Here is a 23,290-nt window from a genome sequence, read left to right as displayed (position 1 = left end):
TGTCCCGAAGATGGGGGTCGCACTGCCGGTTTCGCGCGAACCCGCCCACACCCGACGGCCGCCGTGGACGATGGAGGCCGATGCTCCGACGGCGGGAGAAGCGATGGTCGACTGGGATGGTGCACGGTACGCGGAGGTGAGTGGGCTCCAACGCATGGTCGCCGAGGAGTCGATCTCCGGTCTCGCGCTCATCGGGAACGAACGTCTGCTCGACGTCGGCTGCGGGGACGGGTTCATCACGATGCTGCTGGCAGAGCGATTGCCCGAGGGATCGGTGGTCGGCGTCGACGCCTCCCACCGGATGATCGACCGTGCCCTGGCGCGGGTGCCATTCGACACGCTGCGTGTTCAGTTCCACGTCGACGACGTGCTGGCCTTGCCATTCGACCAGGACTTCTACATCGCGGTCTCCTTCAACGCCCTGCACTGGGTGCACGACCAGGGAGAGGCGTTGCGGCAGATTGCGCGATGCCTCGTCGACGGCGGGCGCGCGGTGCTGCAGATGGTCTGCGCGACCGACCGGCCGAGCATCGAGGACGTCGCCATGCAGGTCGCGACCGATCCGCAGTGGGCCGGAAGTTTCGAGGCATTCGACGCGCCGTACGAACATGTGGAGCCCGCCCGTTTCGGTGAACTCGCCACCGCAGCCGGCTTCACCGTCGACGACCTGACGGTGAAGAACCTGTCCTGGACGTTCGATTCCGTCGAGGACTTCCACGCCTGGTTCACCGTCGGCTCCCCGGACTGGACGAACCGGCTCCCCGACTCGGAGACCGGCCGGTTCGTCGCCGAGGTGATCGAGAGATACCAGTCGACGGTCGGCGAACCCGCGCTTTTCCGGTTCAGCCAGTTGCGTGCCTCGCTGACCAAACGAGCCGGCCACTGAGGAGAAGGCAGAAGACGGGCGGGCCACCTGTTCAGGTGGTCCGCCCGCTAGCGCCCCGACAGGTCAGGTCAGGGGATGTAGTTGAACGTGTCCGGATCGGGGCCGATGCGCTCATCGGCGTTGAGGCCCTCGATCGCCGAGACCTCGTCGTCGGACAGCTCGAAGTCGAAGAGCGCGAAGTTCTCCTCGACGCGGGCGCGCGTCACCGACTTGGGGAAAACGATGTCGCCGCGCTGGATGTGCCACCGGAGCGTGACCTGGGCGGCCGAACGTCCCTTGGCCTCCGCGATCTTCGTGATGACCGGGTCGTCGACGACCTTGCCCTGCGCAATGGGTGACCATGCCTCGGTGGCGATACCGTGCTCGAAATTGAAGGCCCGCAGAGGATTCTGCGACAGGTACGGATGGACCTCGATCTGGTTCACGGCCGGAACCACGTCGGTTTCGTCGAACAGGCGCCGCAGGTGCGCCTGCTGGAAGTTCGAGACGCCGATGGCGCGGGCCTTGCCGTCGGCGTAGGCCTTTTCCAGTGCCTTCCAGGTCTGGACGTAATCACCCACGTCGGGCAGCGGCCAGTGGATCAGGAACAGATCGACCTGGTCGACCCCGAGGTCGGCATTGGTCTTGTCGAGCGCCTCGAGCGCGTCGTCGAAGTCGTGAAATCCGTTGTTGAGCTTGCTGGTGATGAAGACCTCGTCGCGAGCGAGGCCTGACTCGCGCAGCGCCTCGCCGACGCCCTTCTCGTTGCCGTACATCTCGGCGGTGTCGATGTGCCGGTAGCCGACCTCGAAAGCGGTCAGCGTCGCGGCCCTGGTGTCCTCCGGCGGAACCTGGAACACGCCGAATCCCAACTGAGGGATGGTGATGCCGTTGTTGAGCGTGATGTTGGGGACTGTCATACGCGATCTGTCCTTTCGTTGCAGCGAGACGAGGCCTACCTCGACAGGCGGGTCGCCGGTCATCCGACACGCGGGCCCGGACTCGCACGACCATGTTCAGGTTCAAGGCACGCGGAGGCGGGGGATATTCCTGACCACCCCTGACCTGCTCCGATGCGTCAACCCTTACGCGGAAGGCGACGCTGCCGTTCCTCGGCGAGCTGCATCTCCTCGAAGTCGGCGAGCCGGTCGCGGGCCGGCTCCCCGAGCTCTTTCGTCACCAGCGAGACCAGCAGCTCGGTGAGGACGAAGCCGTGCGCCATGGAATCGAAGGGGCCCGGACCGGTGTGACTGGTCGTCAGGACCGACGCGGCCTGCGACGCCAGCGGTGACAGGTAGACGTCGGTGATCAACACGAGTTCCGCGCCGCGCTCGGCAGCGCGCAGTCCCCATTCGATCGTGGTCTGCTGGTACCGCCGGTAGTCGAAGAGGACAGCCACGGTGCGATCGTCGACATCGGTCATCGCGGCCATCCGGTCGCCCGAATTCGGTTGCACCAGAACGACACCCGACCGGAGCATCCGGAGATACTGGTGTAACTCGGCGGCCAGCACCGAGGTGAACCGGCCGCCCAGGAGCATCACGCGCCGATCGGTGTCGGCGAGCGCGGCAACCGCGCCGGCCAGGTCGGCCCGCGACAGATTGTTGATGGTCGCCCGGACACCGTCGGTGTAGAGCGCCAGCGCATCGGCGAGGTCGGCGTCATCCGCCGGCCCGGCCCGGTCGACGCCGGGATCGTCGGTCGGGTACACCGTCACCGGGGAGAACAACCGCGTCTGAACCTCCGCGCGCAGGGACTCCTGGAACGCGCCGTAGCCGGGGAAGCCGAGTTTGCTCACCAGGCGCAACGCCGTCGGCGCGGAGACCTGCGCCTCCGCCGCGAGTTGCGCGATGGGAACGAGACCTGCGGTGGGATACCCGTCGGTGAGGGCCGCGACCACCCGAAGTTCACCGGGGGCCAACGATCCGCGTACCTGACGGATGCGTTGCGCGACGGTCCCCTCCAGCGGTGCACCCTGAGCCATGGGCGAAGTCTAGTTGTCGTGGTCGGGTCGGGACGGACCGAGACCGCTGCCCACGCCCACGATCCGCGCATCTTAGACGGGCAAGAGTCCAAATACCCGGAAACAAACGTTTTACATGTTACGCCTACACAATCCCGCGTAACGGATGTAACGTCGCTCGCATCCCCCGGTTCAGCTCGACCAGGAAGCAGCGATGACCTTGCAGAACAGCCCGTCGCACGCACCCGCCACCTCATGGGATGCGCCGCAGACGACCACCCCCCTCGATGACCGATGGTCCGATCTCATCCAGCACGACCGCGTCCACCGCACGCTCTACGTCGACCCCGCCGTCTTCGACGAGGAGATGGTGAAGGTCTTCGGCGGTCAGTCGTGGGTGTACCTCGCCCACGAGTCCCAGGTACCCGACCCCAACTCGTTCCTGTCGGTCCGCATGGGCCTGCGACCCGTCATCGTCACCCGCGATCGCAAGGGTGGCCTGCACGCGGTCTTCAACCGATGCGCCCACCGTGCGGCGACGGTGTGCCGCGAGGAGTCGGGCACCGCGAAGAGCTTCCAGTGCCCGTACCACGGCTGGACGTTCCGGAACACCGGTGAACTGGTCGGCGCACCGTGGCCGTCGGGGTACGGCGAACTCGACAAGGAGCGGTTCGGCCTCACCGTCGTCCCCCGCGTCGAGAGCTACCGCGGCTTCATCTTCGGCACGATGAACACCGACGCCCCTCCGGTCGACGAGTGGCTCGGACACGCCCGGCCCTGGCTCGACTACTGGATCGACCGCTCCCCCACCAGTGAGGTCGCGGTGAAGTCCGCGGCCTACCGGATGGGCTACCGCGGCAACTGGAAGCTGGCGTTCGACAATGCCGGCGACGGTTACCATCCCGCGTTCTCCCACCGTTCCCTGCTCGAAATGGCCTCTCGTATGGGCGATTCGAAGGACATGTCGTACTTCGGCAAGACCCCCGACGACGGACCGATGAAGGTGTACTCGCTGGGCAACGGGCACAGCGTCATCGATCAGCGTCCCGTGTACGAGGGCCCGGGCAGCTTCTGGGCCAATCAGCGCCCCCAGCCGGGCCGCGAGCGGTTCGAGGAGAAGGTGCGCGCCGAACACGGTGACGACGCCGACCGGCTCCTCGACCTGGCCATCGGTGCGCAGATCAACCTGAGCATCTTCCCCAACCTGCTGGTCATCGGAAACCAGATCCAGGTCGTCGAGCCGCTCGCGGTCGACCGCACCCAGCTCACCTGGCATGCCACCTCGATCGGTGGTGTCCCCGACGAGATCAACACCATGCGGATGCGCTCCCAAGAGGACTTCCCCGCTTTCGGCGAACCCGACGACCAGGCCAATTTCGAAGAGGCACAACGCGGTCTGGCCGCGCCGGAAGCCGAGTGGGTCTTCATGAACCGCGGCCTCGACACCGACTGGCAGACCATCGAGCACGACGGCGTGTTCCGCAGCGCGGTCACCGACGAGATCCACATGCGCGGCTACTACGAGGAGTGGCAGCGCCGGATGCGAGGAGCACAGCGATGAATCTCGACCGCCTCCCGGACACCTACGCCGACACGTCGTCGTTCTCCTACCACGTCGACGCCGACTGGTACGACGAGCTCGACCGATTCCGGCAGGGCCTGGCCGACGACTGGCCCGTCTCTCAGCCGACCGAATGGCATGGCGCGCAGTCGTTCCTGTTCACCGAGGCCCGCCTGATCGACAGCGGCCGGTTCAATGACTGGCTCGAGCTGTTCACCGGGGACTGCCTGTACTGGGTTCCGGTCACGGCCGGTGGTGGCGACCCCCGTCGCGAGGTCAGTCACGCCTTCGACGACCATCGTCGTCTCACCGACCGCGTCTACTGGTTGCGGACCGGTCTGGCCTACAGCCAGCTGCCGCCGTCACGCACACGACGACTGATCACCAACGTCGAATGTCTCGACCATCCGGACGGGCTCCGGTACGTGCGCTCCAACTTCGTCATCCACGAGATGCGCGCGGGCACCGCGAAGACCTACACCGGCTGGTACGGGCACGTGCTGCGCGAGACCGACGACGGCTGGCGGATTCGGCTCAAGTCGGTCAACCTCATCGACTCCGAGCAGTACCACGAGAACCTGACCCTGGTGTTCTGACCATGGATATCGAAACCTCGTCCGCCGCCGGGCAAGCCGATCTCGCCCAGGCAGTCGACACGCTGACCGCCGAGCTGGGACTGCTGCGCGCACGGGTGGGACGTATCGAGCGCGAGGTCGCCGCTTCACGGCCTCTCGTGGCCGCGGTGCGCGCCCTCGACATCTGGGACTACACCCCGTACGGGGTGGCCCCCGGTAGCGACTGGGTGGCGATCGACCGGACTGCGGCGACGGAACTCCTCGCCGCCCTCGCCAAGATCGATCACTGGCAACCGTGGTCGACGCCGATCGAGGCGAGGCCACACCCATGAGTACCCGTACGCTCACCGTGATCACCCACGTGAACAATCCGTCGATCGGAGTCCTCGAGGAATCCGCGGTCGCCGGCGGCTGGACGATGTCGGTGGTCGGGCCCTTCCGCGGGGATCCGCTACCCGACGCCGACGTTGTCGAGGCGCTCGTCGTGCTCGGTGGGCCGCAGAGCGCTTATGACGGCGAGAGCCATCCGTACCTCGCCGACGAGGTCGCCTACCTTCGTGACGTCCATGCACGCGAGATCCCGCTTCTCGGCCTGTGTCTCGGTTCGCAATTGCTCGCCGACGCGCTCGGTGGGCGATCGCGTCCCGGGGACAGCGGCCTGGAGTGCGGTTTCATCGATGTCATTGCGACCAACCCGAAGTCGTTGCTCGACGGCACGTTCTTCTCCTTCCACTCCGATTCGGCGGACCCTCCGCCGGACGCGGAGATCCTGGCCCGCAGTGACCATTACCTCCAGGCCTGGCGCCTCGGAACGTCCACGGCGATCCAGTTCCATCCCGAACTCGACGGTGCGGGCATCGACGCCCTACTCGCCCTCGAGGGACCCAAACTCCAACAGTTCGGCGTCGACGTCGACGCCATCCGCGAATCCATCCCGACCGGCGGTCCCCAACCGGGGCGCCGCCTCCTCGACACCTGGCTCGACGACGTGCCGGTACGAGATCCCGCCCGCCCCTGACCGATCGACCATCCCGACCAGATCCGCACCACCCGTCACCACTCCAGGAGGTTCTCATGACCGCAGCGAAGTTCGTCGAGAAGTACGACCTGTACCGACCCGAAGACCACCGTGCGGCAGAGCACGCCATCGACACCATCAACCGCGAGGGCATCGAGGTCGTCCGCGTGGTCTGGCCCGACCAGCACGGTCTGCTGCGCGGCAAGGCCCTCACCGTCCCGGCATTCTTGGCCGCGATGAAGGCCGGCAACGAGATCACCATGGCCCCGTTCTTCTTCGACACCGCCAACGCCATCGTGTTCAACCCGTTCAGCCCCGACGGCGGGTTCGACTTCGACGGCCTCGGCGGCAGCCCGAACGTCAAGATGGTCCCCGACCCCGGCACCTTCACCGTGTTGCCGTGGGCCGAGAAGACGGCCCTGGTCTTCTGCGACCTCTACATGTCCGATGGCAAGCCGTTCCCGCTCGCACCGCGCACCATCCTGAAGAACACGCTGGCCGAGATGGCGTCGAACGGCTACAAGCTGGTCGCCGGCATCGAGATGGAGTGGTACCTCACCAAGGTCGTCGACAACGGGCTGGGCACATGTTCGCTGGGCGCACCCGGCTCCCCGGCCGACCCGCCGTCAGTCGCTCCGGTCGCGCGCGGCTACAACTACCTGCTCGTCGACCACCTCGACGAGGTCGACGACATCCTGCGTCCGATCCGGAACGCACTGTCGGACATGGGCTTGCCGATCCGTTCGTTCGACGACGAGTGGGCGCCCAGCCAGATGGAGACCACCTTCGACATCCTCGACGGGCTGGCAGCCGCCGACGCGGCAGCATTGTTCCGCACCACGACCAAGCAGATCGCCAAGCGCAACGGCCATCTCGCATCCTTCATGTGCACACCCGCGATCGCGGGCTTCTACGCCAACGGCTGGCACCTGCACACGTCGGTCGCGGACAAGGAGACCGGCGCGAACCTGATGGTCCCCACCGGCGACACCCCCCTCTCCGAACTCGGTGTCAACTACGTCGGCGGCACCCTCGCCCACGGTGCGGCGGCGTCGGTGTTCACCACCCCGACGATCAACGGTTACCGCCGTCGTCGGCCGTACTCGCTTGCCCCGGACCGCCTCGCCTGGGGGCAGGACAACCGTGCCGCGATGATGCGCGTCATCAGCGCCCCGGGGGGACATGGCCTCTCACGTGGAGAACCGCGTCGGGGACTCCGCGGCCAACCCCTATCTCTACATCGCGGCCCAGGCCGCCGCCGGTCTCGACGGCATCTTCAACCGCACCGACCCCGGTCCGGTCAGCGATGACCCGTACAGCGCCGACGTTCCCCAGCTGCCGGGTTCGCTGGCCGAGGCCATCGACGTGCTCGAGCAGGACGGGTTCTACCGCAAGGCTTTCGGGGACGGATTCATCGACTACCTGGTCACGATGAAGCGCAGCGAGGTCAGCCGGTACGACGCGTGGGTCGCCGAGAACCCGGACGAGTCGACCTACGTCAACGGCGTGACCGACTGGGAGCACCGCGAGTACTTCGAACTCTTCTGAGTTCGGACCGACAGATCGCAACAGGTAGGGATAGAGGAGTTGGCGTTGCCCACCATCACGTTCATCAGCCCCGACGGCACCAAGCATCAGCTGGAGGCGAAAGCCGGCGCGTCCGCGATGGAGACGGCTGTCAAGTTCGGCGTACCCGGCATCATCGGCGAATGCGGGGGTGGGTTGTCCTGTGCGACGTGCCACGTGTTCGTCGAGCCCGGCGACATCGACCGCACCGGCACGGCCGAGGACTTCGAGGAGGAGATGCTCGAAGACGCACTCACCCCGGCGACCGAACGCAGCCGGCTGTCATGCCAGATCCGGATGACCGATGAGCTCGACGGGCTCGTCCTGACGATCGCACCCGAGCAGTGAGCGGGCGCATCCTGATCGTCGGCGGCGGCGAGGCGGGTCTCAGCATCGCGGTGACCCTTCGCGAGTTGGGCCACAGCGACGAGATCTGCCTGGTCGGCGCGGAACCCTTCTCTCCCTACCAGCGGCCTCCGCTGTCCAAGGAATTTCTCGTCGACGGAGATGAGCCGGCGGTGTTGCGTGCGCCGGAGTTCTACGCGGCCAACGGCATCCGGCTCATCACCGGCCGTTCCGTGGCGTCGGTCGAGCGTTGTGACGACAACGGCGGCGGTGCCGCGACCCTCGACGACGGCACCGTCCTCGCGTTCGACCGAACCGCCCTGGCCACCGGTTCCGTCCCCCGGCGGTTGCCCGTACCCGGCGCCGACGGCGAAGGTGTGGTGGCACTACGCACCATCGACGACGCGCACGTCATCCGCGCGGGTCTCGACACCGCCCGCGACGTGGTCATCGTCGGCGGCGGCTTCGTGGGTCTCGAGGTCGCCGCGGCGGCGCGAGCTCGCGGCGCGACGGTGACGGTCATCGAGGCCGCCGACAGAGTCCTGGGACGTGTTGTGGCCGAGCCCATATCGGCGTTTGTTCGGCACAGTCACGAAACCGCCGGCATCCGGATCGAGACCGGCCGCGGGGTGACCGCCATCGGCGTCACCGGGGGACGCGCCGACTCCGTCATCCTCGACGACGGTCGATCGATCCCTGCTGACCTCGTCGTCGTCGGGATCGGCGCGGTTCCGACCACTGAGCTCGCGACACTCATGGGCGTGCGGTGCTGCCCCGGGATCGTCGTCGACGACCACGCCCGGACCAGTGACCGGTACGTCGTGGCGGCCGGCGACTGCACCCTACAACCGCATCCGCATCGGCCGGGAGAACTCCTCGCCGTGGAGTCGGTGAACAACGCCGTCGAACAGGGCAGGACCGCCGCCCACACCCTGCTCGACCGGGACCCCCCGGCTCGGGGAGTGCCGTGGTTCTGGTCCAACCAGGGCGCGCTGAAGATCCAGATCGCCGGAATCTCGGACGGCCACGACCGGTTTGTCGTGCGCCGAGGCGCCGAGGATCGGCTCACCGTGCTCTACTACCGCGACGACGTGCTCATCGCCGGCGACACCGTCAATGATCCTCGTGAGCACATGGCCATCAAAAGGGCGCTGGCACAGGGGGCCGCGATCGATCCGGACGTGGCGTCGGACACGTCGAAGCCACTCAGGTCGCTCGTCACGCCCCTGACCCCGACCAGCTGAGTGAAGCGCTCCGCGTGATCGACGGTTGAACGCGCCGAGTCGGCACCCAGAACCCGCCATTGCGCACCTGTTTTGTGGAATTTCGCACTCCCCGTTTCCCAGGACGGGCTTTCTGTGCCACACTTGGCGGGCGGTCATCAGTTTTGGTGGCTGCTGAACTGAAGAAAGAAGTACAGCAGTATGGCACAGGGAACCGTCAAGTGGTTCAACGGCGAAAAGGGCTTCGGCTTCATCGCACCCGACGATCAGGGCGCCGATGTTTTCGTCCACTACTCTTCGATCACCGGTAGCGGCTTCCGCAACCTCGAAGAGAACCAGCGCGTCGAATTCGACGTGGAGCAGGGCCAGAAGGGCCCGCAGGCAACCAACGTCAGCGCGCTTTAAGCACACCTGACTTTACGAAGCGCCTCATCCGGCTCCGGCCAGATGGGGCGCCTCGTCGTTTCCGGGTTCGGCATCGAATCGGTTTCGCACGGCCCTGCAGTTACCGGAGTGCGCGCGGGAGACGTGACACCGGGACGACGACCGTGCCCTCGAGGGTCGCCGAGGACAGGATTCCGACAACGCGGCCCCGGCTGTCCCGCACACCCGCGCCGCTGTCGCCCGACTCCGAACGCAGGCTCGTCTGAACCGAATACGATTCGTGGGTCGTCAGGAACGGCGGAGCGAGCGAAAAGCCGTGCGACGTCCGCAGCACCTCGGCCGGATCGGTGACCTTGCCCGTTCCGTAACCCGTGGTGATCCCCGACTTCCAGACCAGCTGTCCCCGGCCGAACTTCGCGTTCCAATCCACCGGGTCGATACGCGCCGCGGTACGCGGAACCAATCCGATGACCGCGATGTCGAGCCGTTGCGCAACGCGATTGGCGGTGATCGTCCCGATTCTCTTGCCCGTGCGGTCGTGGACGGCCCGACCCACGACCCCGCAGTGTCCCGCGGTCAGCGCCTTCTTGGCGGAGATGACCGCGCCGAGCGTGCAGCTGTTCGAGGTCACCGCCGTGTCATCGATGCTGATCTCCATCCCCGACCGCACCGTCGGAGTTGCCGCGTCCGCCACCACCGCGGGGGTCGAGACCAGAGCCGCCGACGCGCCCAGCGCCGTCAACGCACGAATTCGAATGCCCATGTTTCCTTCCCCGGCAACCAGCTCAGCCTAACCGGGCGGTGACCTTCCGCGCCGAGGAGTGCCGCGGTCACCCGAAACCCGCCCCGCTCGTTGTAACCTACGACACAATGGGACCCATGGCGGTCTCCCTCAGGGAACCGCCATGGGACACCTGAGCACGGGAGCACACCGGCGCGGTGTCGACGACGATGACGTGAGGGTGATGCAGATGTCCGATCCCGTTCTGGTCCTGACCAAGGCCCGCACCTCGTGTGAGATGCGCGCGGTCAACGACTGGGCCGCGAACGCCTACCCGGACGCCGAGGTGCGGCAGGGCGCCGACGTCGATTTCGACGAACTGCCGCCGAACACGCTCCTCGTGCCCGTACGGCCGGTGTGGCTCCCCGCGGTCCGCCAGGGTGAGCGTCGGGTGACCCTCGGCGACGTGCTGGTGCTGTCGAATCCGCGTCGACCGCTCGGCCTCATGCAGCCGATCATCCGCAAACGACGCCCCGATGCCCTTCGCGTGGTGGCCGGAGAACCGGCGACCATCGCCGAACTCCGCGAACGGCATGCGCGCGACCAGGCCGAGGGCGAACCCTTCGACCGGTACGTCCGGATCGCGGCGTCGGTCTCGGCCGAACGTGCCGAACGCCAGATCGTCGGCGACCGGTACAAGGTTCCGCGCCTGGTGGCCGAACAGATCAGCAGCTCGGCCAGATTCCAGAGCGGCGCGGCCAAACTCGCCGCCGAACTCGGCCGACCCACCGATGCGGTGGTGTCCGAGGCCACCGACAAACTGTCCGGATTCGTCGCCACGCAGAGCAGGTTGATGGACGACATCTTCTCCGCGACGTTCAACCGTCTCCACGAACGCGCCTGGAACGTCGCCGTCGACGTCGACACCCTGAACTCCCTACGGACCCTGAACAAGTCGACCGGCCTGATCTTCCTCCCCTCCCACCGCTCCTACGTCGACCCGCTGGTCTTGGCAACAGTGCTGCGCAACAACGACTTCCCGCCGAACCTCGTCCTGGGTGGCAACAACCTGTCGTTCTGGCCGGTGGGGCCGGTGGCCCGGCGCGCGGGGATGATCTTCATCCGCCGCAAGTTCGGGTCGGACCCGGTCTACAAGTTCGCGATGCGTTCCTATCTGGCCTACATCATCGAGAAGCGGTTCAACCTCGAGTGGTACATCGAGGGCGGGCGGAGCCGAACGGGCAAGCTGCGCAAGCCGATGCTCGGACTCCTGAACTATGTCGTCGACGCCGCGAGCCAACTCGACGACGCCGACGTGACCATCGTTCCCACGTCGATCGTGTACGACCAGCTGCAGGAGGTCGGCGCGATCGCCGCCGAGGACGCGGGTGGCGTCAAGAAGCCCGAGGGCGTCGGCTGGTTGCTGCGCTACGCCAAGGCCCAACGCAGCTACCTCGGCGAGGCCAGAGTCCGCTTCGGCACCCCGATCTCGCTGCGGGAGACGCTGGAAGAGGTCGGCGAAGGACCCGCGCAGCTGGAGAAGGTCGCGTTCCGCGTGATGGACGAGATCAACTCTGCCACACCGATCACCGCCACCTCACTCGTCGGCTTCGCAGCGCTCGGTGCACAGGACCGCGCGTACACCCTGCCCGAGATCGAGGCCGTCCTCGCTCCCCTGCTCGACTACATCGACCGCCGTGGCCTACCCGGACCCGATCCCGCGCTCTGCCGCGGCGTCGGACTCGTCCGGACGCTGCGCGTGCTGGCCGGTAACGGCGTGGTCAGCTGTTACGAGGGCGGTTCGGAACAGGTCTGGTCGGTGGTTCCCGAGAACCGGGCCGTCGCAGCGTATTACCGCAACGGCGCGCTGCACCATTTCGTCGACCGCGCGATCGTCGAGATGGGCTTGCTGGCGCTGGCCGAGGGCGAGGTCAAGGCCGGGAGCACCCCCATCCGGAGCAGCCACGTCGGTTCCCCACCGGCACCCGACGAGGAACTGCTGACCGCCGCACAGCGCGAGGCCCTCCGCATCCGCGACCTCCTCAAGTTCGAGTTCTTCTTCCCACCCAAAACCGAGTTCCTGCATCGGCTCGGCATCGAACTCGACCTCCTCGCTCCTGGCTGGCGGGCGGTCACCCCCACGCAGGAGTGGACCTACGAGGTGTTGCACGGCCACACCGGAGCACTGTTCGCGCGACGCACCCTCCAACCGTTCTTCGACGCCCAGCTGGTGGTCGCGACCAAGTTGGTGGAACTGGGCAACACCGCCCAGGAGAAGGATGCGCTGATCGCGAACTGCCTCGGTCTGGGTCGGCAGCTCGCGCTGCAAGCTGTTCTGCGGAGCAAGGATTCGGTGTCCAAGGATCTCTACGACGGCGCCTATCGTCTCGCCGACAACCGCGGCCTGATCCACGGTGAGGACATTGTCGATCTCCGCATCGCCCGCCAGAACTGGCTCGACGAGGTCGAACTGATGCGGGATCGGCTCGCACGGATCGCGGCCATCGAGGACCTCCAGCCGATCGTCGTCGGGGAGGAGGAGCGGTGAGCGCGTTCACCGACCGGATGCGGGCCATCCGTTCCGCGCCGACGGGCAAGAAGGTGGCCGCGCTCTTCGACTACGACGGCACGCTGATCGAGGGCTTTTCCGCCGCCGCCATCATGCGAGCGCGGTTGCGCAGCATGGAGTTCGGACTCGGCGAGCTCGCTGACTTCCTGGTGATCGGCCTGCGCGGCGTCGTATCGGAGCAGGACTACGCCGAGGTCCTGGCGGCCACGCGGCCCACCTTCGCGGGCAAGACCTACGCAGAGCTGATCGCGTTCGGCGAGCACCTGTTCAAGTACGAGACCGCAGCCAAGCTGCGTCCTCAGATGTGGCAGATCCTGCGCGCGCACCGGGAGATGGGGCACACCATCGTGATCGCGTCGTCGGCCACCCGCTTCCAGATCGAGCCGATCGCCCGCGAGATCGGTGCGGATTTCGCGCTCGCCACCGATGTCGAGGTCGTCGACGGCGTCGTCACCGGAAACATCAAAGGCCGACCGCTCTGGGGACCGGGTAAGGCGGCTGCTGTCCGAGAGTTGGCCCGTGCGAACGACATCGACCTCGACGCGTCCTTCGCCTACAGCGACGGCAACGAGGACATCCCCTACCTGGAATCCGTGGGCAACCCGGCGGCGATCTCGCCCCGCCGAATCCTGCGCGCAGAGGCCGAGTCCCGCGGCTGGCCGATCATCGACCTGAAGAACCCCACCTACAATCGTCTCGGGATGCTGGCCCGGACCGGGGCCTTCTACGGCTCGTTCGTCGCGTCCGCCGCCGTCGGTGCCGCCGCCGGTCTGGTGCGTCGCGACCCGCACGCGCTCGTGGAGGCGCTGCCCACCGGCAACGACGTCGGGTTGTCCCTGGCCGGCGTCCACGTACAGGTGCTCGACGGTGGCGAGTACCTCTTCTCGGACCGGCCGTGCGTCTTCCTGTTCAACCATCAGTCGAAGCTTGACCTGCCGGTCATGATCAACCTGGTCCGCACCGATGCGACCGGTGTGGCCAAGAAGGAAGTGCAGCGGGTCCCGGTGCTCGGTGAGATCCTGCGTCAGGCGGGACTCGTCTTCATCGATCGTGCCGACCGGAGCAAGGCCATCGAACAACTGGCACCAGCGGTGAAGGCGTTGCGCGAAGAAGGGATGTCACTGGTCGTGTCGCCGGAGGGGACGCGGTCCCCGACGCCGCGGATCGGGAAGTTCAAGAAGGGTCCGTTCCACATCGCGATGCAGGCCGGCGTGCCGATCGTCCCGGTCGTGTTGCGAAACACCGGTGAATTGATGTGGCGCGGTGCGCAACTCATTCGCCCGGGTACGGTCGAGGTAATCGTCCTGCCACCCATCGACACCAGCGAGTGGACCACGGACGAGATCGGCAGCCGCGCCGAAGAGGTACGTCAGATGTATGTCACGGCGCTCGCCGACTGGCCGTTGGAGTCGTTCGTCGACGACTCGGTGGAGTCACTGCGCAAACCGTCCGAGGAGGACTGACGATGGCCGACGAGACTGATCAGGCAGAGGGAGCCGACCGTCCGCTGGACTGGGCGAGCGATCCCCACATGAGTTCGGTGGACACCATCATGTGGCGCGGCGACACCGATCGACGTATGCGCGGCACGATCTGCATGCTGGAGATCTACGACTGCGACCCCGACTGGGACCGCCTGGTGGCCGCCCACGAGTGGGCGAGCCGGATGGCACCGCGCTTCCGTCAGCGGGTCGTCGACTCCCCCTTCGGCACCGGAACGCCCAGCTGGGCCGTCGATCCCGACTTCGATCTGCATTACCACCTACGACGGATCAGCCTGGGCGGCGACGGCAGCATGCGGGATCTGCTCACCACGTGCGAGCAACTGGCGATGACCGCGCTCGACGCCGCCCGCCCGCCGTGGGAGGGCTACCTGATCGAAGGGTTGCCCGACGGCAAGGCCGCGTACTTCCTGAAGGCGCATCACGCGCTCACCGATGGACTGGGTGCGATCCTCGGCCTGGCACAGTTGCATTCACCGACGCGGGAGCACAATCCGAGCAAACCTCAGCCGCCGAGTCCCGACCCGGTGAACATCACGCCGCTCGACCTGCTCCAGCGGCAGATCGGCGAAGAGGTTCGCCGGATTCCGCACCGCCTCGACACCGCGTTCCGCGGGGTCCGCGCGCTGACCAATCCGCGCCAGGCGTTGAGTACCGCTCTGCGCTATGGCCGTTCGGTGCCGCGAGTGGCCGGACTCGTCAGTCCTCCGGGTTCTCCGTTGTTGGCCCACCGCAGTCTGTCGTGGCGGTTCAGCGCCTTCGAGGTGCCGTTCGCCGACATGAAGGCAGCTGCGACCGCGGCGCGATCGTCGATCAACGACGTCTATCTCGCCGGGTTGATCGGAGGATTCCGTCTGTACCACGAGAAGATGGGCTCGCCCATCGAGACGATGCCGGTGGCGATCCCGATCTCGGTGCGGCGGCCCGAGGATCCCGCGGGTGGCAACCGAATCGCAGTGGGCCGGCTGGCCGGCCCGGTCGGTATCGCCGATCCCTTCGAACGGGTGCTCACCATCCGCGAGCAGGTCCGACAAGCCCGCCACGAACCGGCGGTCGACATCTTCAACACCCTCGGATCGGTGATGGCCTGGATGCCCGGCACAGTCCTGATGCGGTTCAGCGGCACGACGAGCCAGAACGACCTCCAGGCCAGCAACGTCCCCGGAATCCCCTGGGACACCTATGTTGCCGGCGCCAAGGTCGAGCGCATGTTCCCCTTCGGCCCGCTCCCCGGTTGCGCCATGATGGCCACGATGATCACCCACAACGGAACCGCCTGCCTCGGAATCAATTCCGACGGAGCCGCGATCACCGACCAGGAGTTGTTCGCGGACTGTTTGGTGGCAGGTTTCGGCGAGGTGCTCACGCTGGCCGCGGACGACGGCGTCACACCCGGCGAATTGAAGCGGGTGGTGTGAGGGCCCCACTCACAGACGATGGGGTGCAACGGTGAACACGGTGATGCTGACGCTGGTCCTCGTCGGCGGCGTGGCTGCGACGGTGTGCGCGATCATGGCGGCGTTCACCTATCTGCGTCGCGGACAGGAACCGTTGGTCGCCGACCGTCTCGCCCGCCGATGGCTGATCGCCGCCGCGATCTTCGGGATCAGTGCCATCGTGCTGCGGTTCGTGTGGTTGTTGCTGCTCTGAACGAGACGGGGCTTTCGGACTGGTTGCACTAGTCAGAATGGGCTTACACTGGGGCATGAAGTCCATCAGCAGCACCGAAGCCAAAGCCCGGTTGAACGCCGTCCTGGCCGAAGTCGAACGGACGGGACAGTCGGTCACGATCACGAACCATGGTCGGCCGGTGGCAGTGCTCGCCCCCGCTACGCCGCGGGCGCGCCGGTTCGGGCAGTTCCCTGGCATCAGGATTCCCGACAATTTCGATGATCCGCTGCCCGACGACGAGCTCGAGGCCTGGGAACCGAAGCCGTGACCGACATCCTGCTCGACACCAACGCTCTCCTCTGGCTCGTGACCGACCCAGACCGCCTCGCTCCGTCAGCTCTGGACATCCTCGGCGATTCCGCCAACAACCTCTACGTCTCGGCAGCATCGGCCTGGGAAATCGCGATCAAGACCAGGTTGGGCCGCCTGGATGCAGGCCCCCTCTTGTCGTCGTGGAGCGAAACCATTGCGGCGATGGCAGCAATGGATCTACCCATCGACGCGATCGATGGAGTACATGCCGGACAACTCGCGTGGGACCATCGCGACCCGTTCGACCGCATGATCGTCGCTCAGGCCACTCGCCGGGGGCTGACCATCGCCACCAGCGACAAGGCCATCCGCCGGGGCACACTGGTCCCCGTCATCGACACCTGCCGGTGATCGAGACGACGATGTCCGACGGGTTGCCTACTCTTGGTCCATGGACTTCCACGCGTTCACCGGCTTGTGGGAACGACATCCCGCATGGCGGCTGCTGCGTGCTCACCATTCCCCGCTCATCCTGACGTTCCTCGGGAACTACTTCGTCGAGGGTAACCGGGGTGCGAGTTCGGCCAACGACCTCGCCGCGGCGTTGGACGACCTCCTCTACGACCTGAACACCGCAGCCGCAGCGGAAGACGGACAGGCTCGATTCCCGAAGGAACCTCGTGCGTACCTCGAGGACTGGGCCGCAACGGAGGCGGGCTTTCTCCGTCGCTTCTACCCGCCGGGGGACGACGAAGTCCACTACGAGGTGACGCCGGCCTTCGAGAAGGCATACTCCTGGGTCGTCTCCCTCCAGGGCAGAGCCTTCGTCGGAACCGAGTCGCGGTTGCACACCGTCGTCGAACTGCTCCGGCAGATCGTGCACGGCGTCGAATCCGACCCGGGGGTCCGACTCGCGGAGTTGCGGCGGCGTCGTGCCGAGATCGACGCCGAGATCGACGCCGTCGAGTCCGGCCACATCGCGGTTCTCGACCAGACAGGGGTCCGAGACCGTTACCAGCAGCTGTCGTCGACCGCGCGTGAGCTGCTCTCCGATTTCCGCGAGGTCGAGGACAACTTTCGCCTCCTCGACCGCGCCGCCCGCGAGAAGATCGCCGCCTGGGACGGCCCGAAGGGCGAACTCCTCGCCGAGTTGGTGGGAAGTCGGTCGGAGATCGCCTCGTCCGACCAGGGGCGCAGCTTCCAGTCGTTCTTCGAGTTCCTGCTCTCCGACTCTCGGCAGACCGAACTGTCCGCCCTGCTCGACAAGGTGTCCTCGCTCGACTTCGTGGAAGTCGACCACCGCATCCGCGGCATCCACCACGACTGGTCGGAGGCAGCCGACCGCACCCAGCGCACCGTCCGCCAGATCTCCGAACAACTTCGCCGCTTCCTCGACGACCAGGTGTGGCTCGAGAACCGCCGAGTCTTCGACCTCGTCCGTGCCGTGGAGAGCGCCGCGCTCGAGCTCCGCGGCGACACACTGGATTTCGGTCTCGACGTCGACCAGCCCGGGATCGAGATCGCCTTGCCCTTCGAACGGCCGCTCTACCAGCAGCCCGCCTCGGCGACCGTCGAGAGCCACATCGAGCACGCCACCGAGGACCTCGACGCCGAGCTGCTGTTCACCCAAACCTTCGTCGACCAGGCCCGTCTGGCTGCCAACATCCGCGCGATCCTGCCCGAGCGGTCGTCCGCGCTCCTGTCCGATGTGGTCGGCATGTACCCGATCGAGCAGGGCGCAGCCGAGATCGTCGGCTATCTCGCGCTCGACGACGATGACGTCAGCATCGACATCGACGCCTCCGATGAGACCCTGTTGGAATACCCCGATCCCAACGATCCGGACACCATCCGGCGTGCCCGGCTTCCGAGAGTCACGGTGAGGCGACGATGACCGACGAACGCGCCGTCGCGAGCACCATCATCCGGCTGATGCAGGGCGTGGTCTACCGCGAATCCGACGCGGATGCCTGGGCCACGCTCGAGCGATCCGGGGCCGGCGTACGCGACCATTTCGCCACGATCGGAGTCGACGTCGTCGTCGACGACTCCGAGGGCTACGCCTACCTCCGCTCACGGCCGGAACAAGAAGAACAGGAACCACTTCCGCGGCTGGTCCGACGCCGCGCACTGACCTACAACGTCAGCCTGCTACTGGTACTCCTCCGCAAACGCCTGCTGGAGTTCGAGATCACCGGCGGCGAGGGTCGACTCGTCCTGTCGACCGACCAGATCGTCGAGATGCTGCGCCTGTTCCAGGCCGAGTCGACCAACGAGGCACGCCTCGTCGACCAGGCCGAGAGCACCATCAAGAAGACTGTCGAACTCGGATTCCTGCGCCAACTGCGGGGCCACACCGACCAGTGGGAGGTCCGGCGCATCATCAAGGCCTACATCGACGCGCAGACACTGTCGGATTTCGCGGGCAAGCTCCGCGAGTACGCCGGACGGCCGGCCGATGACGGAGGAAGCCGATGACCGAGGGACTCTTCTCATCGGTCGAACTCGGCGGGCCCGCCCAGGGGGCGGGATTCCGTCTGCAGTACGTCGAGGTCCTCAACTGGGGCACGTTCGATCGACAGGTGTGGCGACTCACCCCTGGCACGGAGACGGCACTGCTCACCGGAGACATCGGATCGGGCAAGTCGACCCTGGTCGACGCGGTCACCACCCTGCTTATGCCCGCTCACAAGATCGCCTACAACAAGGCCGCCGGTGCGGAGGTCAAGGAACGCACACTTCGTTCCTACGTCGAAGGCCACTACAAGTCCGAACGACAGGAATCGACAGGGCGATCCCGCGCGAAAGGCCTCCGGCAGAACCGCAACACCTACTCGGTCATCCTCGGTGTGTTCGGAAACGGCGGCTACGACGAGACCGTGACCCTCGCTCAAGTGTTCCAGCAACGCGACACCGTCGGGCAGCCCTACCGGTTCTATGTGACCGCGACCAAACAACTCACCATCGCCACCGACTTCGCGGACTTCGGTTCCGACCTCCGCGACCTGCGCAAGCGACTCCGGTCCGGCGGTGCCGAGGTGGTCGACGAATTCCCGAAATACTCCACCTCGATGCGACGGCTGCTCGGCATACGGTCCGAGCAAGCGCTCGAACTGCTCCACCAGACGGTGTCGATGAAGTCGGTCGGCAACCTCAACGAGTTCGTGCGCGGACACATGCTCGAACCCAGCGACGCTTCCGAGCGTGTCCGCGACATCATCAGCCACTTCGACGACCTCACCAAGGCGTTCGACGCCGTCAAGCGAGCCCGCGAGCAGCTCGAGGCACTCGACCCCATCGTCGCCACCAGCCGCAAGTACGACGCCGCACTGGCCGAACGTGATGAGCTGGACCTGCAGCGCGCGGCCGTTCGGCTGTTCATCGCCGAGCACCGTTCCGGATTGCTCGCCGGCGAGATCGTCACGTACACCGCCGAAGGTGAAAGCCTATTACGCCGCCAGGACGAAGCCACCGCACGCCAGCGCGACCTGGCTCGCGAACGCGAGTCGCTCATCGAGGAGCGGGCGCGGGCCGGCGGTGACCGCGTCGGCGAACTCGAACGGCTCACCGCCGCGGCGCGCGACGATCTGCAGAAACGCCGGCACGGCCGGGCACTGTTCGACGCCACAATCGCCGATGCCGGATTCGATCCGGTGACCTCCGCCGAGCAGTTCAGCGCTCTGCGCGGCCTCATCGACGACGAACGTTCCCGGCTACTGGCGACCAAACGCGCATTGGACACCACGATCGCCGACTCCATCGGACGCGAGAAAGACGCGGTCCGACGGGCGGATGCGATCCGCGACGAACTCGACGACCTCCGCAACCGCACCAGCAATCTGCCGCCCGACCAGGTACAACTGCGCGATCAGCTCACCACCGACCTCGGGCTCACCCACACCGATCTTCCTTATGCCGGCGAACTTCTCGATGTCGCCGCGGAGCACGGTGAGTGGCGCGGCGCGGCCGAGCGGGTTCTGCGCGGCTTCGCGCTCTCGCTGTTGGTGCCGCAGCAACACTACGATTCGGTCGCGGAGTGGGTCAACGGCCGACGATTGACCTTTCGAGGCGCCGGCGGCCGGAACGTCGGTGCGCGCCTGGTATATGAGCGCGTGCCGGGGCGACAGATTCCGTTACAGCGCCAGCCTTCCGACGTTCCCGTGCTCGCCGAGTGCCTGGAGATCAAGGACGGGCCCTTCGAGGACTACCTGCGTGCCGAGGTGTTCAAACGAGCCGACCACCGGCGCACGGAGAACATCGCCGAGTTCCGGGCGGCCACGCGCGCCGTCACACGCGAAGGCCAGGTGCGCTCCGGTGGTCGTCATGAGAAGGACGACCGGCACCGCGTCGACGATCCCCGGCGATGGGTCCTCGGCTGGGCCAACGAACGCAAGATCGCCGCGCTGCGTGACGATCTCGATGAGTTCGAGCGTCTGCAGTCGGCCGCCGCCACGGAGATCATCACGATGTCGGAACAGCGAGACGTCGTGCAGAAGCGCAGCGAAGCACTCGCCCGGCTAGAGGGATTCCATTCCTGGACCGAACTCGACGTCGACGAGGCCCGTCATCGCGTCGAGGCGCACGACGCAGAGCGGGCCCGTCTCGAATCGGGTTCCTCACGGCTGCAGGAGATCACGGTGGCGCTGGAACGCAATGCCGAGCACGCCGAGGCCCTCAACGCGACGATCAACGAGCTGACCGGCAAACTGGCAACCACTGCGGCGGCCCGACACCAGGCCGAGCAACTTCGTGCCGGGACCGACGCGTTCATCGCACAGCACGCCGAGGCCGACCTCACGACCGCACGGGCGTCGTATGACGCTCTGGCACAACGCCTCGACGTCATGCCGACCACGGCAGATGACTGCCCCGCGGCGGAATCGACACTCTCGTCCGTGCTGCATCAGCGGATCGAACGACTCACCCGTGAGCTCGGTGGTCACGGCCAGAACCTCGCTCAGTACATGGCCGAGGTCCTGCGACGATGGCCCGACCTGCGCGCCGACATGGACGCCGACGTCGGGTCCCGAGCAGACTTCGTCGCCTTCCGCGAGCGCGTCGCCACCGACGACCTCCCACGTTTCGAGGCCGAGTTCAAGGACCAGCTGAACAAGAACGCCATCCAGGAGCTCGCCGGGTTCAACAACTGGCTCAACCGGCAGGCCGCGTCGATCGACGAGCGCATCGCCCGGATCAACGAGGCGCTGGGCGCGGTGCCGTACAACCCGGGCCGCTGTATCCGGCTGGAGCGAGAAGCCACCACGAATCAGGAAGTGGTGCAGTTCCGATCCGATCTGCGGAACCTGACCAACGACAGCCTTGCGGTCGACGGTGACCAGTACTCGGAGCAGCGGTTCCTGGACGTCAAGCGGATCATCGAACGATTCCGCGGTCGGGACGGGCACGCCGACTCGGACAAGAACTGGACGCGCCGGGTCACCGATGTGCGGAACTGGTTCGTGTTCTCCGCCTCTGAGCGGGACGTGGAGACCGACATCGAGTGGGAGCACTACAGCGATTCCGACGGCAAGTCCGGCGGCCAGAAGGAGAAGCTCGCCTACACGATCCTGGCCGCTTCGCTGGCCTATCAGTTCGGTTTGGAGTGGGGCGTGGAGAAGTCTCGCGACTTTCGTTTCGCCGTGATCGACGAGGCGTTCGGGCGGGGATCGGACGTGTCCACACGTTACGCGCTGGACCTGTTCGCCAAGCTCGGGCTGCAGTTGCTGATCGTCACGCCGCTGCAGAAGGTGCATGTGATCGAGCCGTATGTGAAGGCGATCGGCTTCGTGGACAACCCCACCGGCACGTTCTCACGGTTGCAGACGATGACGATCGAGGAGTACCGGTCCCGCCGAGACGGACAGTTGCGGTGAGCGGTCGCTGGACCTCGCCCGACGACATCGTTGCCCGGGTCCGACGCCGGTGGATCGACGGAACCCTGTTGCGCGCGTATGCAAGTGACGGTCTGTTCGAGCCCATCGAGATCCCGCTGCGCGGCCCCACCCCATCGCAGATCGCCGAGGACCTCGGCGCGGCCCGCGAATGGGTGTTCGCACTGGACCGGGGGCGATGCCACGATGGGCACTACACGCTGTGCTGGCAGTCGATCGGTGGACGGCAGGTCGGGCGGAACGAGCTTCCGGTGCGAGCGGTCATCGACTCGTTCGAGCAGGCATGGTCGCTGCTCGGCGTGGCGAGCGACGTCGCACAGTTCGACGATGTAATGCGTCTGTCTGCCGACACGCCGGCGGTGAGCGCCTGGGTCCTCCGGCATCCGCTCCGCGCAGTCGAGCTCAGCTCGGAGTTCCCGCGGTTGATCGCGGCATACGAGTGGCTCGATGCACAACGCGGATCGGGCCGCTACCTACGCGAGATCACCGCCCCCGGCGTCGACACCAAGTTCGCCGAACGCTACCGGTCGGTACTGGCGTCGATGCTCGGTGTGTCCTCGACCGCCGCCGGTTTCCTCGCCGGGCTGGGCTTGCGCGCGAAGCCCGAGTTCGTGCGGTTTCGGCCGTCATCGACGTTGGGATTGCCCGAGCTTCTGACCGAGCTCAGCGTCCGGGCCGACGAACTCGCGCAGGTGGCGTTGAGACCGCGACGTGTCCTCGTCGTCGAGAACGAGATCACCTATCTCAGTGTAGATGTCCCCGAGGACGGCATGGTGTTGTGGGGCAAGGGGTTCGAAGTGGATCGCATCGGCCGGCTCCCATGGCTCACCGATGTTCCGGTCTTGTACTGGGGCGACATCGATACACACGGCTTTGCCATTCTCGACCGACTACGAGCCTGGCTCCCCCAGACCGAGTCGATCCTGATGGATCGCGACACTCTTCTCGCACACCGGGGTCGCTGGGTCACCGAGGATCGTCCGGCGACGTCTGCACTCACCCGGCTCACTCCCGCCGAGCGAGCCCTCTACACCGACCTCGTGGAAGACTCACTCGGCACGCGTGTGCGCCTCGAACAGGAGCGAGTCGCTTGGGAATGGGTTCTCGCACGGTTCTCGTCGACGTCGTTGCGGTGCGCTGAGAGTGCCGGACGAGCCTCGGGCCGGTTCCGCTGATCGAACATG

The 23,290-nt window shown here is 66.5% G+C and carries 23 protein-coding genes; 20 read left to right on the top strand and 3 right to left on the bottom strand.

Features of this window, described 5'->3' with window-relative positions; genetic code table 11:
- Window positions 1-103 precede the first annotated feature (103 nt).
- The gene (locus C5O27_RS05445; RefSeq protein WP_127962113.1) at window positions 104-886 is read left to right on the top strand and encodes a class I SAM-dependent methyltransferase; all 783 of its coding nucleotides are present in this window, start codon (window positions 104-106) and stop codon (window positions 884-886) included.
- 68 nt (window positions 887-954) lie between these two features.
- On the opposite strand, the gene C5O27_RS05440 is transcribed toward C5O27_RS05445, so the two are convergent.
- Together C5O27_RS05440 and C5O27_RS05435 are read right to left on the bottom strand one after the other, a co-directional pair.
- A complete protein-coding gene (locus tag C5O27_RS05440) occupies window positions 955-1,785 on the bottom strand; it encodes an aldo/keto reductase (protein ID WP_006357775.1) in 831 nt (276 codons plus the stop codon).
- Between the two features lie 158 nt (window positions 1,786-1,943).
- Window positions 1,944-2,849 (bottom strand): MurR/RpiR family transcriptional regulator, encoded by a 906-nt coding sequence (locus C5O27_RS05435; RefSeq protein ID WP_075863712.1) that lies wholly within the window; start codon window positions 2,847-2,849, stop codon window positions 1,944-1,946.
- 193 nt (window positions 2,850-3,042) lie between these two features.
- Between C5O27_RS05435 and C5O27_RS05430 the strand changes: the two genes are divergently transcribed.
- The 9 genes from C5O27_RS05430 to C5O27_RS05395 all read left to right on the top strand — a co-directional run bounded on the left by C5O27_RS05430 (window position 3,043) and on the right by C5O27_RS05395 (window position 9,521).
- Entirely contained in the window at window positions 3,043-4,389 is a 1,347-nt protein-coding gene (locus tag C5O27_RS05430) for an aromatic ring-hydroxylating oxygenase subunit alpha (protein WP_127962112.1), read from the top strand.
- Complete coding sequence (locus C5O27_RS05425) at window positions 4,386-4,985, top strand: aromatic-ring-hydroxylating dioxygenase subunit beta (RefSeq protein ID WP_127962111.1); 600 nt, start codon at window positions 4,386-4,388, stop codon at window positions 4,983-4,985. The genes C5O27_RS05430 and C5O27_RS05425 overlap by 4 nt, the downstream gene beginning before the upstream one ends.
- Before the next feature lie 2 nt (window positions 4,986-4,987).
- Window positions 4,988-5,296, top strand: coding sequence for a hypothetical protein (locus tag C5O27_RS05420; RefSeq protein ID WP_127962110.1), 309 nt, complete (start codon window positions 4,988-4,990; stop codon window positions 5,294-5,296).
- Window positions 5,293-5,982, top strand: coding sequence for a type 1 glutamine amidotransferase (locus C5O27_RS05415; RefSeq protein WP_127962109.1), 690 nt, complete (start codon window positions 5,293-5,295; stop codon window positions 5,980-5,982). Before C5O27_RS05420 ends, C5O27_RS05415 begins: the two co-directional genes overlap by 4 nt.
- A 56-nt stretch (window positions 5,983-6,038) precedes the next feature.
- The gene (locus C5O27_RS23110; RefSeq protein ID WP_279636565.1) at window positions 6,039-7,292 is read left to right on the top strand and encodes a type I glutamate--ammonia ligase; all 1,254 of its coding nucleotides are present in this window, start codon (window positions 6,039-6,041) and stop codon (window positions 7,290-7,292) included.
- Window positions 7,177-7,530, top strand: coding sequence for a type I glutamate--ammonia ligase (locus C5O27_RS23105; protein WP_279636564.1), 354 nt, complete (start codon window positions 7,177-7,179; stop codon window positions 7,528-7,530). The genes C5O27_RS23110 and C5O27_RS23105 overlap by 116 nt, the downstream gene beginning before the upstream one ends.
- A gap of 45 nt (window positions 7,531-7,575) precedes the next feature.
- Entirely contained in the window at window positions 7,576-7,896 is a 321-nt protein-coding gene (locus tag C5O27_RS05405) for a 2Fe-2S iron-sulfur cluster-binding protein (RefSeq protein ID WP_127962108.1), read from the top strand.
- The gene (locus tag C5O27_RS05400) at window positions 7,893-9,137 is read left to right on the top strand and encodes an NAD(P)/FAD-dependent oxidoreductase (protein WP_127962107.1); all 1,245 of its coding nucleotides are present in this window, start codon (window positions 7,893-7,895) and stop codon (window positions 9,135-9,137) included. Before C5O27_RS05405 ends, C5O27_RS05400 begins: the two co-directional genes overlap by 4 nt.
- Before the next feature lie 180 nt (window positions 9,138-9,317).
- On the top strand, window positions 9,318-9,521 hold the full coding sequence (locus C5O27_RS05395; protein WP_005193773.1) for a cold-shock protein: 204 nt from the start codon (window positions 9,318-9,320) through the stop codon (window positions 9,519-9,521).
- A 100-nt stretch (window positions 9,522-9,621) separates the two neighbouring features.
- Here the strand turns inward: C5O27_RS05395 and C5O27_RS05390 are convergent, their stop codons facing one another.
- Window positions 9,622-10,263, bottom strand: coding sequence for a trypsin-like serine protease (locus tag C5O27_RS05390; protein ID WP_127962106.1), 642 nt, complete (start codon window positions 10,261-10,263; stop codon window positions 9,622-9,624).
- A gap of 202 nt (window positions 10,264-10,465) precedes the next feature.
- On the opposite strand from C5O27_RS05390, the gene C5O27_RS05385 reads away from it, so the two are divergent.
- Genes C5O27_RS05385 through C5O27_RS05340 form a run of 10 tightly spaced genes read left to right on the top strand, consistent with a single transcriptional unit; the run spans window position 10,466 to window position 23,281 of the window.
- Complete coding sequence (locus C5O27_RS05385; RefSeq protein WP_127963765.1) at window positions 10,466-12,769, top strand: glycerol-3-phosphate 1-O-acyltransferase; 2,304 nt, start codon at window positions 10,466-10,468, stop codon at window positions 12,767-12,769.
- Window positions 12,766-14,253 carry an HAD-IB family hydrolase gene (locus C5O27_RS05380; RefSeq protein WP_127962105.1) on the top strand — a complete coding sequence of 496 codons (1,488 nt, stop codon included), beginning with the start codon at window positions 12,766-12,768 and terminating at the stop codon, window positions 14,251-14,253. Before C5O27_RS05385 ends, C5O27_RS05380 begins: the two co-directional genes overlap by 4 nt.
- A gap of 2 nt (window positions 14,254-14,255) precedes the next feature.
- Window positions 14,256-15,710, top strand: a complete 1,455-nt coding sequence (locus tag C5O27_RS05375) for a wax ester/triacylglycerol synthase domain-containing protein (RefSeq protein ID WP_127962104.1) — start codon at window positions 14,256-14,258, stop codon at window positions 15,708-15,710.
- A gap of 31 nt (window positions 15,711-15,741) precedes the next feature.
- Window positions 15,742-15,942 (top strand): hypothetical protein, encoded by a 201-nt coding sequence (locus C5O27_RS05370; protein WP_006357788.1) that lies wholly within the window; start codon window positions 15,742-15,744, stop codon window positions 15,940-15,942.
- Between the two features lie 55 nt (window positions 15,943-15,997).
- On the top strand, window positions 15,998-16,231 hold the full coding sequence (locus C5O27_RS05365) for a type II toxin-antitoxin system Phd/YefM family antitoxin (RefSeq protein WP_040004014.1): 234 nt from the start codon (window positions 15,998-16,000) through the stop codon (window positions 16,229-16,231).
- On the top strand, window positions 16,228-16,626 hold the full coding sequence (locus C5O27_RS05360; RefSeq protein WP_006357790.1) for a type II toxin-antitoxin system VapC family toxin: 399 nt from the start codon (window positions 16,228-16,230) through the stop codon (window positions 16,624-16,626). The genes C5O27_RS05365 and C5O27_RS05360 overlap by 4 nt, the downstream gene beginning before the upstream one ends.
- 40 nt (window positions 16,627-16,666) lie before the next feature.
- Window positions 16,667-18,109, top strand: a complete 1,443-nt coding sequence (locus tag C5O27_RS05355; protein ID WP_127962103.1) for a DUF3375 domain-containing protein — start codon at window positions 16,667-16,669, stop codon at window positions 18,107-18,109.
- Window positions 18,106-18,693, top strand: a complete 588-nt coding sequence (locus tag C5O27_RS05350; protein ID WP_006357792.1) for a DUF4194 domain-containing protein — start codon at window positions 18,106-18,108, stop codon at window positions 18,691-18,693. The genes C5O27_RS05355 and C5O27_RS05350 overlap by 4 nt, the downstream gene beginning before the upstream one ends.
- On the top strand, window positions 18,690-22,088 hold the full coding sequence (locus C5O27_RS05345; RefSeq protein ID WP_127962102.1) for an ATP-binding protein: 3,399 nt from the start codon (window positions 18,690-18,692) through the stop codon (window positions 22,086-22,088). The genes C5O27_RS05350 and C5O27_RS05345 overlap by 4 nt, the downstream gene beginning before the upstream one ends.
- Window positions 22,085-23,281 carry a Wadjet anti-phage system protein JetD domain-containing protein gene (locus C5O27_RS05340; protein ID WP_035753996.1) on the top strand — a complete coding sequence of 399 codons (1,197 nt, stop codon included), beginning with the start codon at window positions 22,085-22,087 and terminating at the stop codon, window positions 23,279-23,281. Before C5O27_RS05345 ends, C5O27_RS05340 begins: the two co-directional genes overlap by 4 nt.
- Window positions 23,282-23,290 lie beyond the last annotated feature (9 nt).

Origin of the sequence: Gordonia alkanivorans, assembly GCF_004011905.1 — a bacterium.
Classification (GTDB): domain Bacteria; phylum Actinomycetota; class Actinomycetes; order Mycobacteriales; family Mycobacteriaceae; genus Gordonia; species Gordonia alkanivorans.
The sequence above is the reverse complement of the archived record's forward strand: the minus strand, read 5'-3'. Positions and strand labels throughout refer to the sequence as shown.

Coding starts and splice junctions, on each gene's coding strand:
- C5O27_RS05390 (WP_127962106.1), bottom strand. CDS start 10,263: ATGGGCATTCGAATTCGTGCGTTGACGGCGCTGGGCGCGTCGGCGGCT.
- C5O27_RS05345 (WP_127962102.1), top strand. CDS start 18,690: ATGACCGAGGGACTCTTCTCATCGGTCGAACTCGGCGGGCCCGCCCAG.
- C5O27_RS05415 (WP_127962109.1), top strand. CDS start 5,293: ATGAGTACCCGTACGCTCACCGTGATCACCCACGTGAACAATCCGTCG.
- C5O27_RS05395 (WP_005193773.1), top strand. CDS start 9,318: ATGGCACAGGGAACCGTCAAGTGGTTCAACGGCGAAAAGGGCTTCGGC.
- C5O27_RS05375 (WP_127962104.1), top strand. CDS start 14,256: ATGGCCGACGAGACTGATCAGGCAGAGGGAGCCGACCGTCCGCTGGAC.
- C5O27_RS05420 (WP_127962110.1), top strand. CDS start 4,988: ATGGATATCGAAACCTCGTCCGCCGCCGGGCAAGCCGATCTCGCCCAG.
- C5O27_RS23110 (WP_279636565.1), top strand. CDS start 6,039: ATGACCGCAGCGAAGTTCGTCGAGAAGTACGACCTGTACCGACCCGAA.
- C5O27_RS05440 (WP_006357775.1), bottom strand. CDS start 1,785: ATGACAGTCCCCAACATCACGCTCAACAACGGCATCACCATCCCTCAG.
- C5O27_RS05355 (WP_127962103.1), top strand. CDS start 16,667: ATGGACTTCCACGCGTTCACCGGCTTGTGGGAACGACATCCCGCATGG.
- C5O27_RS05425 (WP_127962111.1), top strand. CDS start 4,386: ATGAATCTCGACCGCCTCCCGGACACCTACGCCGACACGTCGTCGTTC.
- C5O27_RS05365 (WP_040004014.1), top strand. CDS start 15,998: ATGAAGTCCATCAGCAGCACCGAAGCCAAAGCCCGGTTGAACGCCGTC.
- C5O27_RS05435 (WP_075863712.1), bottom strand. CDS start 2,849: ATGGCTCAGGGTGCACCGCTGGAGGGGACCGTCGCGCAACGCATCCGT.
- C5O27_RS05350 (WP_006357792.1), top strand. CDS start 18,106: ATGACCGACGAACGCGCCGTCGCGAGCACCATCATCCGGCTGATGCAG.
- C5O27_RS05385 (WP_127963765.1), top strand. CDS start 10,466: ATGCAGATGTCCGATCCCGTTCTGGTCCTGACCAAGGCCCGCACCTCG.
- C5O27_RS05430 (WP_127962112.1), top strand. CDS start 3,043: ATGACCTTGCAGAACAGCCCGTCGCACGCACCCGCCACCTCATGGGAT.
- C5O27_RS05445 (WP_127962113.1), top strand. CDS start 104: ATGGTCGACTGGGATGGTGCACGGTACGCGGAGGTGAGTGGGCTCCAA.